This window comes from Nocardioides rotundus (assembly GCF_019931675.1).
In the GTDB taxonomy this organism is placed as follows: Bacteria; Actinomycetota; Actinomycetes; order Propionibacteriales; family Nocardioidaceae; genus Nocardioides; species Nocardioides rotundus.
The window spans coordinates 2045274-2058288 of record NZ_CP082922.1 but is presented as its reverse complement, the minus strand read 5'-3'; the positions used below and the strand labels follow the sequence as shown (position 1 = coordinate 2058288).

General features: G+C 69.1%; 14 protein-coding genes and 1 pseudogene. 3 read left to right on the top strand and 12 right to left on the bottom strand.

Annotated elements, in window-relative coordinates:
- Entirely contained in the window at positions 1-648 is a 648-nt protein-coding gene (locus K8W59_RS10250) for a potassium channel family protein (protein ID WP_397196003.1), read from the bottom strand.
- On the opposite strand from K8W59_RS10250, the gene K8W59_RS10245 reads away from it, so the two are divergent.
- Positions 647-2728 (top strand): APC family permease, encoded by a 2082-nt coding sequence (locus tag K8W59_RS10245; protein ID WP_397195720.1) that lies wholly within the window; start codon positions 647-649, stop codon positions 2726-2728. The genes K8W59_RS10250 and K8W59_RS10245 overlap by 2 nt on opposite strands.
- Positions 2725-3993: a class I SAM-dependent RNA methyltransferase gene (locus tag K8W59_RS10240; RefSeq protein ID WP_223393474.1), complete on the top strand. Its 1269-nt coding sequence runs from the start codon at positions 2725-2727 to the stop codon at positions 3991-3993. Before K8W59_RS10245 ends, K8W59_RS10240 begins: the two co-directional genes overlap by 4 nt.
- A gap of 119 nt (positions 3994-4112) precedes the next feature.
- Here K8W59_RS10240 and K8W59_RS20485 read toward each other — a convergent pair.
- The 11 genes and pseudogenes from K8W59_RS20485 to K8W59_RS20380 form a co-directional block, all read right to left on the bottom strand.
- A pseudogene (locus K8W59_RS20485) lies at positions 4113-4719 on the bottom strand (transposase).
- Between the two features lie 40 nt (positions 4720-4759).
- Positions 4760-5149: a hypothetical protein gene (locus K8W59_RS20480; RefSeq protein ID WP_449866970.1), complete on the bottom strand. Its 390-nt coding sequence runs from the start codon at positions 5147-5149 to the stop codon at positions 4760-4762.
- Positions 5146-5550, bottom strand: a complete 405-nt coding sequence (locus tag K8W59_RS20475; RefSeq protein WP_449866969.1) for a hypothetical protein — start codon at positions 5548-5550, stop codon at positions 5146-5148. The genes K8W59_RS20480 and K8W59_RS20475 overlap by 4 nt, the downstream gene beginning before the upstream one ends.
- A 211-nt stretch (positions 5551-5761) precedes the next feature.
- Entirely contained in the window at positions 5762-7006 is a 1245-nt protein-coding gene (locus tag K8W59_RS10230) for a tyrosine-type recombinase/integrase (protein WP_223393472.1), read from the bottom strand.
- A gap of 30 nt (positions 7007-7036) precedes the next feature.
- Entirely contained in the window at positions 7037-7414 is a 378-nt protein-coding gene (locus K8W59_RS10225; RefSeq protein WP_223393470.1) for a helix-turn-helix transcriptional regulator, read from the bottom strand.
- Positions 7398-8717, bottom strand: a complete 1320-nt coding sequence (locus tag K8W59_RS10220) for a hypothetical protein (protein WP_223393468.1) — start codon at positions 8715-8717, stop codon at positions 7398-7400. Before K8W59_RS10220 ends, K8W59_RS10225 begins: the two co-directional genes overlap by 17 nt.
- Entirely contained in the window at positions 8717-9013 is a 297-nt protein-coding gene (locus K8W59_RS10215; RefSeq protein WP_223393466.1) for a hypothetical protein, read from the bottom strand. Before K8W59_RS10215 ends, K8W59_RS10220 begins: the two co-directional genes overlap by 1 nt.
- Positions 9014-9140: 127 nt before the next feature.
- Positions 9141-9719, bottom strand: a complete 579-nt coding sequence (locus K8W59_RS10210; RefSeq protein WP_223393464.1) for a hypothetical protein — start codon at positions 9717-9719, stop codon at positions 9141-9143.
- A gap of 11 nt (positions 9720-9730) precedes the next feature.
- Positions 9731-10162, bottom strand: a complete 432-nt coding sequence (locus K8W59_RS10205) for a single-stranded DNA-binding protein (RefSeq protein ID WP_223393462.1) — start codon at positions 10160-10162, stop codon at positions 9731-9733.
- 170 nt (positions 10163-10332) lie between these two features.
- A complete protein-coding gene (locus tag K8W59_RS10200; RefSeq protein ID WP_191279959.1) occupies positions 10333-10977 on the bottom strand; it encodes a response regulator in 645 nt (214 codons plus the stop codon).
- Entirely contained in the window at positions 10974-11318 is a 345-nt protein-coding gene (locus K8W59_RS20380; RefSeq protein ID WP_397196001.1) for a sensor histidine kinase, read from the bottom strand. The genes K8W59_RS10200 and K8W59_RS20380 overlap by 4 nt, the downstream gene beginning before the upstream one ends.
- 208 nt (positions 11319-11526) lie before the next feature.
- On the opposite strand from K8W59_RS20380, the gene K8W59_RS10195 reads away from it, so the two are divergent.
- The gene (locus K8W59_RS10195; protein ID WP_223393460.1) at positions 11527-12969 is read left to right on the top strand and encodes an IS1380 family transposase; all 1443 of its coding nucleotides are present in this window, start codon (positions 11527-11529) and stop codon (positions 12967-12969) included.
- Positions 12970-13015 lie beyond the last annotated feature (46 nt).

The window sequence follows — 13015 nt, the reverse complement described above, 5'->3', positions numbered from 1 at the left end:
TCAGCTCTCCTCCGGTCCGCTCTTGAGGACCCCGTAGGTGTGTGCGGCGTTCTCCTCCCGGATGACCAGGTGGATCAGGTCGCCCTCCTGCAGCACCGAGTCCCGGTTGGGCAGCATCCCCTCGCCGAGCCGGTCGATCCACGCGATCCGGCTGCGGGACTGCTCCTGGAAGTGGATGGTGCGATGGCCCACCCACGCCTCGGGCACCGGCACCTGGTCCAGCCGGATCGTCCCCGACGGGTCGCGGTAGTCGGGCTCGGCGCCCGCGGGCAGCAGCCGGCGGAGCACCTGGTCGGAGGTCCACTTCACCGTGGCGACCGTGGTGATGCCCAGCCGCTGGTAGACCTCCGCGCGGCCGGGGTCGTAGATCCGCGCCACCACCTGGCCGATGCCGAAGGTCTCCCGGGCGACCCGGGCCGCGATGATGTTGGAGTTGTCGCCGCTGGAGACGGCCGCGAATGCGTCCGCGCGGCGGATCCCCGCCTTCTCCAGGACCGCCTGGTCGAAGCCGTACCCGAGCACCTTGTCGCCGTTGAACGACGGCCCGAGTCGGCGGAAGGCGTCCGGTTCGGAGTCGATGACCGAGACGGTGTGGTTGCGGTCCTCCAGGCTGCGAGCGAGCGTCGATCCGACGCGGCCGCATCCCATGATCACGACATGCACGAGGATCACCGTATCCTGTCGCCTCGTGGGTGCCGGTGACGTCTCCAAGCGGATCCTGCTGGGTCGCAAGCTGCGCAGCTCCCAGCTGGGAGAGACGCTGCTGCCCAAGCGGATCGCGCTGCCGGTCTTCGCGTCCGACGCGCTGTCCTCGGTGGCCTACGCGCCCGACGAGGTCTTCATCATGTTGGCCATCTCCGGCGCGTGGGCCTATGCCTTCTCGTGGAAGATCGGCCTCGCCGTCGCGATCGTCATGCTCACCGTGGTCGCGTCCTACCGGCAGACGGTGCACGCCTACCCCTCCGGCGGCGGCGACTACGAGGTCGCCACGGTCAACCTGGGGCGCAACGCGGGGGTGACCGTGGCCAGTGCGCTGCTGGTCGACTACGTGCTCACCGTCGCGGTGTCGATCTCCTCGGCCGCGCAGTACGCCGCCGGGGCGATCCCCGCGCTCATCGGGCACGAGGCGACGGTGGCCAGCGTGGCGGTGGTGCTGCTGGCCGCGATGAACCTGCGGGGCGTGCGCGAGTCGGGCACCTTCTTCGCGGTGCCGACGTACGCCTTCATGTTCGCCATCTTCGGCATGTGCGTCTACGGCCTGTTCCAACTGCTGACCGGTTCGCTCCCGCAGGCCGAAAGCGCGAACCTGCGGATCGAGTCCGCCCCCGGGTGGGAGGAGCCGCTGACGACGGCCGCCCTGGTGTTCCTCCTCGCGCGCGCCTTCTCCTCCGGCTGCGCGGCGCTCACCGGCGTCGAGGCGATCTCCAACGGCGTGCCGGCGTTCAAGCGGCCGAAGTCGGCCAACGCCGCGACCACGCTGCTGCTCCTGGGGCTGATCGCCATCAGCATGATGATGAGCGTCATCGTGCTCGCCAACCAGATGAGCATTCGGTACGTCGAGCCGCGCGAGCTCGAGCGCCTCGTGGGCGCCCCGGAGGGCTACGAGCAGCACCCGGTGATTTCCCAGATCGCCGCCGGCGTCTTCGACCACTTCCCGCCCGGCTTCTACTTCGTCGTCACGGTGACCGGCGTGATCCTGGTGCTGGCCGCGAACACCGCCTTCAACGGCTTCCCGGTGCTCGGCTCGATCCTGGCCAACGACGGCCTGGCGCCGCGGTCGTTGGGGGCGCGCGGGGACCGGCTCGCCTACTCCAACGGCATCGTCTTCCTCGCGGTGATGTCTATCATCCTGATCGAGGTCTTCGACGCCGAGACGACCCGGCTGATCCAGCTCTACATCGTCGGCGTCTTCGTCTCCTTCAACCTCAGCCAGCTGGGGATGATCCGGCACTGGACGAGGCACCTGGCGACCGAGCACGACCCGGCCGTCCGCCGGCGGATGCAGAGGGCCCGGGCGATCAACACCTTCGGCCTGGGCATGACCGCGATGGTCCTGGTGATCGTGCTGGTCACCAAGTTCCTCTCCGGCGCGTGGATCACCATCTTGGCGATGCTCTTCTTCTTCCTGGTCATGAAGGGGATCGACGGGCACTACAACAACGTCGAGGTGGAGCTCGCGGCCGACGAGGAGGACCGGGTGCTGCCGACCCGGGTGCACGCCATCGTGCTGGTCTCCAAGCTGCACAAGCCGACTCTGCGCGCCCTGGCCTTCGCGACCGCGGCGCGGCCCAACGCCCTGGAGGCGGTCGCGGTCTCCATCGACCAGAAGCAGACCGACCAGCTCCTCAAGGAATGGGACGAGCGGCAGATCCCGGTGCCGCTCAAGGTCCTGCACTCGCCGTACCGCGAGATCGCCCGGCCGATCGTCGACTACGCCACCGAGATCCGGAAGGCCAACCCGCGCGGGGTGGTCGCGGTCTATATCCCGGAGTACGTCGTGGGGCGCTGGTGGGAGCAGCTGCTGCACAACCAGAACGCCCTGCGGCTCAAGGGGCGGCTGCTGTTCACCCCCGGGGTCATGGTCATCTCCGTGCCCTACCAGCTGCGGTCCTCGGCCCGGGCCAAGGAGCGCTCGCGTCGTGAGCTCAGCCGGCCGCACGCCGGCGACCTGCGCCGGGGTCGGGTGCAGGACTCCTCGGACTCGGTCAACTGGGGCTGGGACGATTGACCCGACGGACCCCGCGGCGGGCGACCCGCGCGCGGCGTACCCGCGGCGACTCGGTCGTCGGCCGGCGGCTGGAGGCCGAGGTGGGCCCGGTCGCCCACGGCGGGCACTGCGTGGCGCGGGTGCCCGTCGAGGACGGGCAGTCCCGGGTGGTCTTCGTCCGGCACGCGCTGCCGGGGGAGCGGGTCGTGCTGGAGGTCACCGAGGGGGGAACGCGGGACCGCTTCTGGCGCGCGGACGCCGTCGAGGTGCTCGAGCCGTCCCCCGAGCGGGTGGAGGCGCCGTGCCCGGTCGCGGGTCCGGGGCTCTGCGGCGGCTGCGACTTCCAGCACGTGGCGCTTCCGGTCCAGCGCGACCTGAAGACGGCCGTGGTGCGCGAGCAGCTGGTCCGGCTGGGCGGCATGGACCCCGAGGACGAGCTGGTGCGGGGGCTGGAGGTCCGAGCGGTCCCGGTGCCCGGCCGGCCCGACGACGGGCTGCGCTGGCGTACCCGCACCCGCTTCGCCACCACCCCCGACGGCCGCGTCGGCCTGCGCCGCCACCGCTCCCATGAGGTCGTCCCCCTTCCCTCCGCCGACTGCCCCATCACCGCCGAGTCGGCGCTTGTTCACCCCGAGTCGGCGTCAACTAACGCCGACTCGAGGGGAATTGGCGCCGACTCGACGGGGGATCGGGTGGAGACGGTCGTGGTGGGTGAGGGCACGGCCGAGGAGGCGGGGCACGAGTTCACCCGGGCGGCCGACGGCTTCTGGCAGGTGCACCCGGAGGCGCCGCGGGTGCTGGTCGAGTCGGTGCTCTCGACGCTCGAGCCGCAGCCGGGGGAGTCGGTGCTCGACCTGTACGGCGGGGTCGGGCTGTTCGCGCGATTCCTGCAGGACCGGGTCGGGGCGGATGCCCCGGTCACGCTCGTCGAGGGGGACCGGCGGGCGACCGAGCATGCGCGCCGCAACCTCGGCGAGGGGGCGCGGGTCGTCAGCGGGGACGTCGGTGAGGTGCTCGCCCGCGGACCGGTCGAGCCCGTCGACCTGGTGGTCCTCGACCCGCCGCGGGCCGGCGCCGGTCGCGCCGTGGTGGCGGCCGTTGCAGAGAGGCGGCCGCGTGCGGCGGCGTACGTCGCCTGCGACCCGGCGGCGCTGGCGCGAGACCTGGCCTTCTTCGCCGAGCACGGGTACCGGGCGCGGAGGATCGAGGCCTTCGACCTCTTCCCGATGACGCACCACGTCGAATGCGTCGCTTTGCTGACGAAGACCGGCTCTGACCTGCGGTGATGCAAATCGGGGTGTTGGCGCCGACTTCGAGAATCCGGGCATAGGGCGCACTTTGGGCGCACTTTGAGTTGGAGACCGCTCCCGACGGAAGATGTCAAGCGTGGTGAGACATTCGATGCTCAGGCGGTTTGTATCAGGGCCTCCTGGGATGGCTGGTTGATCCAGGCCGCGGTCGGCAGCTTGGGCGCGAGCGGTGGCCGGCGGGTGAAGCGTTCGGGGTTGGCCGCGTAGGCCTGGTCGAGTGTGGCTTGACGCTGTGCCCGGATCTCGGTGGCGGTGCCGTAGTGGACTGACGCCGGCGTGTGCAGGCCGATCCCACCATGGCGGTGCTCGTGGTTGGTAGTACGCGAAGAACTCCTCGCAGAACGCCCGCGCATCCTGCAGCGATCCGAACTCGGTCGGGAAGACGGGCGCGTACTTCAAGGTCTTGAACGCGGCTTCGCTGTAGGGGTTGTCGTTCGAGACGTGCGGACGCGAGTGCGACCTGGTCACCCCGAGGTCGAGGAGCAGTTGCGCGACCGGTTTGGAGGTCATCGAGGTGCCCCGGTCGGCGTGAACGGCCTCGGGGATCTCGTGTCTGCCCATCGCGTCCTCGAGCATGGCCATGGCGATCTCGGAGTCCTCGCACGCGGCGACGGTCCAGCCGACGACGTAACGAGAGAAGATGTCGATCACCACATACAGGTCGTAGTAGAGGCCGCGGCCGGGACCGCGGAGTTTGGTGATGTCCCACGACCAGACCTGCCCGGGCCGGGTCGCGAGGAGTTCAGGGCTTCTTCTTCGGCGGGTGGGTCGCCTGACGCCGGCGTTCGCCAGCCAGGCCGTGTTCGCGCCGGATCCGGTGCATCGTGGAGATCGAGCACAGGTAGGTACCCTCGTCCAGCAGGACCGCCCAGATCTGCGCGACCGCTTTGTCGGCGAACCTCGGCTCGGTCAAGGCCGCGTACACCCGGTCCCGCTCGGCGCTCGAGAGCGCGTTCGGCGGCGTCGGCCGTGGCGTTTGCGCCGGCGCTGGCTCTGGCCCGAACGGCAACGCGGCCCGCCGCTCGGCCTCCTTGACCGCGCGGTAGTGGCTTGCTCGGGATCTGCCGAGCAGCCCGCACGCCGTGACGACATCGGTGACCTCGGCCAGCGGCGCGACCGCCGGTGCGATCACCGCTTCGGCCGCGTCTCGATGCCCACGCTCTCGGAGAGCGTCTCCAAGAGCGCGTGTGCTTTTCCCACCAGATCCAGCGCCGCCTGAGTCCGGGCGAGCTCGGCCTCGGCCTTCTCCGCGCGTGCGCGCAGTTGGGCGTTCTCGCGGTCGAGCTCGCGTTCGCGTCGCGACCTCGCCGAGCCGGCTGCCGGGCCGAGCGCGGCACTCGCACCCGCCTCGGCAGCCTTGCGCCACTCGGCGATGTGAGAGGAATAGAGGCCCTCTCGTCGCAGGATCACCCCGCGCTGCTCGCGGTCGGCCTCGTCGTACTCGGCCAGGATCGCAGCCTTGTAGTCAGCGGTGAACCGGCGCCGCTTCGGCCGGTCTGCCCGCGGGCCAGCGGGCTTGTCGTCGGTGCTCATGCCGACCATCGTGTCGGCCGTGGTCATCGTCATCGTGCAGGACTCGCTTCTCGCCCCGTGCGAGGGAAGGATCTCAGTGGCGGTGTGCCACCCCAGCCTGACGCACAGGGCGATGCCGGGCCTGGAGTCCCCTGAGAACGCGAAAAGCGGCCCGTACGCCGACGCGTGGTGCGAAGGGGGCTCACGGGCCGTTCGGACGGTCTGAGGGCTCTCAGAGCTCGATTGCGGGATCGTCGGTGGGCTCAGCCCGAGGAGCAAGCCGCTCTGTTGCGGCGCGGTAGTCCGGCACCACGAGCCGGCGGTTGATGTAGTGCCGCTCGGTGACCGTCTTGGACGTGTGGCCGAGCTGATCCTTGGCGGCGTCGGCGTCGTAGATCTCGTCGATCTCGGTCGCCACCGTCCGACGGAAGGAGTGCGGTGAGACGTCGCGGAGCGCGGCGATGTCGGCGTACTCGTCGAGCTGGCGGATGTGCCACAGCCGACTCTGGACGTTGCCGGGGAAGTGCCAGGTTCCATTGCGGCTGGCGAAGACCGCGTCGATGTCGTTCGGTGGCTGCTCCAACTTGCGTCGGCGCAAGAGGGCAACGGCCCAATCGGGGAGTGCGATGGGGCGGATCGCGGCGTGGGTCTTGCCGTAGTCGACCCGCTTGCCCTTGGAGGTGATCTGGCCGTTGACCATCAGCCACGGGAACCACGTCGCGTCGTCGTGTCGCGCGGGAGGGGCAGTCAGCTCGATGTCGGACCAGCGCAATGCGAGCACCTCGCCGATCCGCATACCGGTGGCGATGAGCATGTCGACGATGTCCGGGAGGTCGACACTCTTGGGGCCATTGCGCCGCTCGGCGTTCGCCCACTCCCGGATAGCGGCACGCACCGCTTCGAGATCCTCGACCGCCACCGGCTTCTTCTTGACCTTTGGGACAGGGACAGAAGGGACGGCCGTCGCCGGGTTGCCGTTGAGCGCCTCGTGGAAGATCGCCATGTTGAAGGCCCGCACCAGGACGCTGCGAATCCGCTTGCGCATGTCCGCTGAGACTCCGGCACTGTCCAGAGCCGCCTGGATGATGACGGGCCGAACGTGTCGCAACTGGTAGGCCCCCAGCGGGTGCTCGGTCTTGTCACTGTCGAGCACCCAGCGCAGGTGATAGCGGTAACGCTCCAAGGTCTCCGAGTTGGGACTGTCGCCGGCATTCTCCATCTTGGCGAACCAGAGATCGAGCAGTTCCTGGACCGTGTCGTCGGGAGCGATGGCGCCATCGCCGAACGTGCCGGTGTGCTCGACGAAGAATGCCTTGAGGTTGGCCCGTGCCTTGTTCTTCGTTTCGCCGCTCTTGCGGTACTCGCGGACGACGCCGTCGACATCGCAATAGCGGGCACGAGCCAGCCACGTCGCGTTGGCACGCTGTGTGCAGTTGATGTCGCCGTAGGTGCCGACCACCAACTTCTGTCGGGCCATTTCTGGTTCCTTTCGTGTACCTGATCTCCGTCAGGGCTGCGCTGTTCGGAGGGCTCCACCCCGCACCCGGCTTGCGCGGCTGCGGCTCCGAACCTGCCGGCCGCCCTCCGAGGCCGGGTCGGCGCCTTCGTTGTCGTCGCCGAGTGCGAACGACTCCTCGTGATCCCGGAGCCACCGGTCGAGCTCGGACAGGCGGTACTTGAGCCTGCCGCCCGCCTTTACTGCGCGTGGGCCATAGCCGGGTCGACGGACCCGCCAGGTCAGGAGCGTGGCCTTCGGGACGCCGAGATAGCCACAGGCGTCATCGGTGTTGAGGAAGGGGTCTTGGGGAAGCGGGACGACGAGGGCCAAGGGCATCTCCTTGTCGCGGCTGCTCGCGGTGGACGGGGTGTCAGATCGACGGGACATCTGGGCTCGCTCCTCTCGGTGGTGGCCGATGGTGCAGCGCGGCCTCGAAGTCGAGGCGGCTTTGCGCCGCACCTTTCGGCGCCTTTCGTTGGATAGGTGTGGGCCGCAGGTCGCTGCGCACGATCGTGAGCAGTTCGGTCTGCACGGGCGAGGTGATGGACACGAACTTCTGCCGGGTGACTCGGACGAGTTCGCCGTTGTGGTCGTCGAGTCCGGGGACGTTGATTCGCTGGAAGTAGAGGCGCTGGGCGACGCCCTGCTCGATGACGTTGCAGATCCGGTCGTCGATGCCCGCGCTGACCCGCTGGAGCCGTCGGACTTGCGGGGCGTCGGAGAGTCCGCCGCGGTCGAGCTTCTCCATGCGGACGGCCGCGACCGAGCCCTGACCGGCGGCGGGTCCGCCGTTGCCGACCATGCCGCCGAGGTCACGGGTCTCGTGGACGAGTCGCCCGTAGGTCTCAGCACGCCGCTCCCACCGGACCGCGACGGTCGGGTCGACGGTTTGGAGTCGGCGGGCGGTCTCGCGGGAGACGATGCGTTGGGAGTCGAGCACGACACGCAGGTTGTGGGCGGTGGGGAATGTCCCGAGGTGGATGAGCAGGTTGTGCTGGGCCTGGAGTACGCCGGTGATGTCGGGCAGCCCGGGTCCTTCAATCAGCGTTGGTTCGGGCCGCCATCCGCGAAGGTCGACGGTGTAGTCCGACTCGCCGTATCCCGCCCATGTCACGCACGACTCGGCCGCACGTCCAAGGCGGCCCGGCTCCTTGAGTGCCTGCCAGCCGGGGATGTTGGCGTAGCGACGGTCGAGGCTGACGACCGCACGCACCACGTCGGCGGCGTCCTTGATGACGGACCGGCACTGAGCTTCGGACAGACGGCCGTAGCCGACGCCGTTGGCGAAGTCGTGCTCGCCGAGCACGCAAGCACGAGCCGCCCGACGCCAAGTGTCGACGAGCGCGAACGGCTGCTCGGTGACCAGCTCGTCCATCGTCGGCAGGTTGACCTCGATCGCGCCGAGAGTGGCTTCCTGGCGATAGCGCAGCTGCTCGGCGGGGCCACGGGTGCGGCCGGTGCTGCCTTCGGGGTTGATGCGCGGGTTGGCGGCACGCATCGCCTGGTGGCTCCAGACGAGTACGGCGTAGCGGTAGCGCGCGATCTGCTCACCGATCAGCTTCCGCTCATCGGGAGTCGTGGTCTCGGAGACGGTGTGCAGGCCGGCGCCGCCGATGCGTTGCTGGATGCGGTGCTGGCGCAGCAGTTCACCCAGGGCCTCTCGGAGCATCCCGCTGGTCTCGCCGTACATCAGGGCGCATCCTGTTCTCGGGCGGCCCACAGCATGTCGAGGACGAGCTCGACGGTCAGGGAGTCGATGCCGTGCCTGACGAGGTCCTCGATGGCCGACTCGGCGACCTCGAAGAGGACGTTCCGGTCGGTGACCGGGACCGGGCTGATGCCGGGGACGTAGTCGCCGTGGATGAAGTCGATCTGGAGCAGCACGCGGTCGTACTCGATCGACGCATCGGTCGTGAGTGCGGCGTCGGCCAGGGCGGCGACGTAGGAGCGGGCTTCCGCGAGGGTCACCGCGTGGGCGAGCAGCATGGGGGAGTCCTTTCGAGAAGTGGCGTGCCTTTCACCGTCAAGCCCGCCGGCGGGTACGCCGAGCACGAGGTGGCGTGGCTGTGGACAACCGGGTGGGGGGAGCAGATGTGTACGGCGAGGCGGGCGACTACGAGGCGAACCCGAGTGCGGCCTCGATCGCTCGACGTGCGGCGATGTCCTCGGCCACGAACGCCGCGAAGTCGGCGTCGCGGTCGACGATCTCGACCTCGACTGCAGACTCATACGGCGGTTCTCCTGGCCACGCGGTCTGCCTCGTCGGTCGATCGCGGTCCAGCCGGGTGCCGCTGAGCGAGACCCACTCGCGGAGCCGTTGCTGGCACTCGCGGAATTCGCGATGCCACGCCAGCGGAGCAGAGGGTGAGGCTTCGGGGTCGTAGGCATTGACCCTGGCGGCTTGGAGCGCCGAGAGTTCCCAGATCAGCTCATCGTGGCGATGCCACAACGGCGGGACCACGGCCGGCGGGAGCCCGTAGGAGAGGCGCAGCCACTTCACGAACTTGTCGAGGTCCTCCCACTCGACGAGTGCCTCGTCCGCGGTCAGGGTGTTCCAGTCGATCGGGCGCAACGGCCGCTCATCGTCGAAGTCAGCGGTCCCGAACACAGCCTCGGGACCGCCGAACTCCTCGAACGAGTCGCCGCCCTCGAACTCCAGCGTCTGCTGGTCGGATTCGACGTCGGTGCTCATCGCACTGGCCCTCAGGTGCCGACGACCTGCGCCGGCTCGTTGACCACGTTCATCTCGTTGGTCGGCGGGTCGGGCTGCTTGGCCGGGTTGCGGTCGACGACGTAGCGGGTGCGGGCGCAGTCGTGTCCGATCCGGCGGGCGACGAACTGCTCACGGATCTCGCTGGGACCGCCGAGTCGCTCCTGCTCGTACTCGTGGATGTAGCCGGAAGCGACGATCTGGTCGCCCAGCTTGAACCGCGGGTAGGCCCGCTCGGCCGCGCGGTCGAACAGGACCATGTCGCAGAAGACGGGGTCGAGCCTGGTGAACGACCCGTCGACCTCCTTGCGGTGCTGCTCGATGCCGACCCGGCAGAAGAACCTGGCGTGCCCCTTGCCGGTGAACGTGAGCTCGGGCGCGGTGGCGACGAACCCGTGCAGGCTCATCTGGGTGGGAATCGTCATCGTTTGACTCCTGACGTCGGGCGGTGCCCGGATGGCATCCGCTCTCAGGAGTTAGGTGTGAGAGTCCAGCCGCTTCCTCGGACATCGCCCCGGGGGCCGCGGAGACGTTGTACGTCCGGTGTCGCATGCCGCAGGTTTGCAGTCCCATTGGGGATCGTCTGACGGCACAGTCACTTGCCACCCCCCAGGCCCGCTTCGCGTGCCTTCACGATGGCCGCGGACCGGTCGGAGACCTGGAGCTTGTTGAGGACGTTGGATACGTGGTTGCGTACCGTCTTCAGGTTGATCATCAACTCGTGGGCGATGATCGAGTTGCCCTTGCCAGCAGCGACCAGCTCCAACACCTCGCGCTCGCGATCGGTCAGCGAGGGGAAAGCAGCTGCAGTGGATCCGGCGCCGCGGGCGAAGTGGGCGATGACACGTTGGGCGATCTCGCGGCCGAAGATCGCCTCGCCTGCCGCGGCGGCGCGGACCGCGCGCACGATCTCGTCCTGCTCTGCTCCCTTGAGGAGGTAGCCGCGGGCGCCGGCGCGCATCGCCGCGAAGACGGAGTCGTCGTCCTCGAACATCGTGAGGACGACGACCGCCGGGGCGAACGCGCCCCGGTTGATTCTTCGCGTCGCCTCGATGCCGTCCAGCTCGGGCATCCGCAGGTCCATCAGCACGACGTCGGGAGCCAGCTCTTCGGCAAGCTCCACGGCGCGTAGACCGGTTTCAGCCTCACCGACGATGTCGATGTCGTCGACGTCGGCGAGCATCAGCTCGAGGCCGCGCCGGTACGCCGGGTGGTCGTCGACCGCGAGCAGCCGGATCATCGCTCGACCCGGCTCTCCGCGCTCGCCGGAGGCTCCTCAACAGGCAGGACCGCACGCACGAGGAGGCCTCCTTCTCGCCGGTCGGAGATGTCGCAGGTGCCACCTAGCTCGGCGGCACGCTCGCGCATCGACGTCCACCCCACCCCGCTCGTAGTCGCCAGCGCTTGACCGCGCCCGTTGTCCGCGATGGTGAGTTCTAGGCAACCGTTCAAAGACACGTCGACCCGGCAGCGGCTCGCGCCAGCATGGCGGACGGCGTTTGTCATCGCCTCAGATGCTATTCGGAAGGCAGCGACCTCGACCGCCGCGGGCAGCGCGGGCAGCGGCTCCGGCCCGGACACCTCAATCGTCAGCCCCCCGGACAATGCCCCAGCGCGATGCCGGATCGCCGCAAGCAAGCCGACCTCGTCGATCGCCGGCGGCCTTAGCCCGGATCCACCGATGAGTTTGGTGACGTGAGCGTGGCGTAGAACGAGAATGCCCTTGCAGGGCAGGAGAATCTGAGTTCTTCAGGCAAAGATTCACACCGGCAGCAAGGGCATCTCTGGGATGAAACTCTCTCACACGGTTCGAGCGACGTCGGCAGCCTTCGATGATCCGAATCTCGTGTCGACTGGCGGCCTGGTCCCGGTGCTCGCGTTGGCCGACCGTGGTGGGCTGCGGGATCTGGCTGATACCCACCTCACGGTGCCCACGCACAAGGGCGCGAACGCCGGACTGAAGGTCGCCTCGCTCGTCGGTGGGATGGTCGCCGGCGCGGACTCGATCGATGACATGGCGCTGCTGCGGCACGGCGGGATGGGCCGGGTTTTCGCCCGCGCCTACGCGCCCTCGACGTTGGGCTCGTTCCTGCGAGCGTTCACCTTCGGCCACGTTCGTCAGCTCGACGCAGTCGCATCGAGGTTCCTGATCGCGGTGGCCGGACTCACCCGGCTCCTGGGCGCCGGGACCGGTCTTGGCGCCGGCACCGAGGAGTCAGGAGCCGGTGCCGGGTACGCGTTGCTCGACGTCGACGACACGATCATCGAGGTCCACGGCCACTCCAAGCAGGGCGCCGGGTTCGGCTACTCCGGTGTGCGCGGGCTCAACGCACTGCTGGCCACGCTCACGACCGCGACGACGGCGCCGGTGATCGTGGCCCAGCGGCTCCGCAAGGGCGCGGCGGGGTCGCCACGCGGCGCGAAGCGGCTGGTCGGCGACGCGGTGAGGACCGCCCGGCGACTGCTCGGCACGGGTCAGCTGGTCTTGGTCCGGATGGACTCGGCGTTCTACGGCCGCGGACCAGTCCACGCCGCCCTGGTCGGCGGCGCCGATGTGTCGGTCACGGTGCGGATGGACAAGGCCGTCAAGAAAGCGATCGCCACAATCGGCCACGACGCGTGGACCACCATCGAGTACACCGACGCCGTCTTCGACGAAACCTCGCAGAAGTGGATCTCTCGCGCCGAGGTCGCCGAGATTCCCTTCACCGCCTTCGCCGCGCAGAAGAAGTCCGAGCAGGTGCCCGGGCGGCTGGTGGTGCGTCGGATCCCCGACTTCAACGCCGAGAAGAACAAGGCAGCCGGCCAGGACACCCTGTTCGACGTGTGGCGCTTCCACGCGTTCTTCACCACCGCCGACCCCGTGCTCCTGGACACCGTCGCGGCGGACAAGACCCACCGCCATCACGCCGTCATCGAGCAGGTCCACGCCGACCTCAAAGGATCCGCGCTGGCCCACCTGCCGTCCGGAGTGTTCACCGCCAACGCCGCCTGGCTGGTGCTCGCCGTTATCGCGTTCAACCTCACCCGCGCCGCAGGCACCCTCGCCGCACCAGACCTGGCACGGGCGACCACCGCGACGATCCGACGCAAGCTGATCACCGTGCCCGCGAGGGTAGCGACCTCAGCGCGCCGGATCACCCTGCACCTGCCCCAAGCCTGGCCCTGGGAGAACGCCTGGACCGCCCTGTTCGACCGGGTCAGCGACCCGCCGCCCGGCCTCGCGGCCTGACCCACCCAGCAGCCACCGCTGCGCGACCCGAGGACCAAAGGACGAC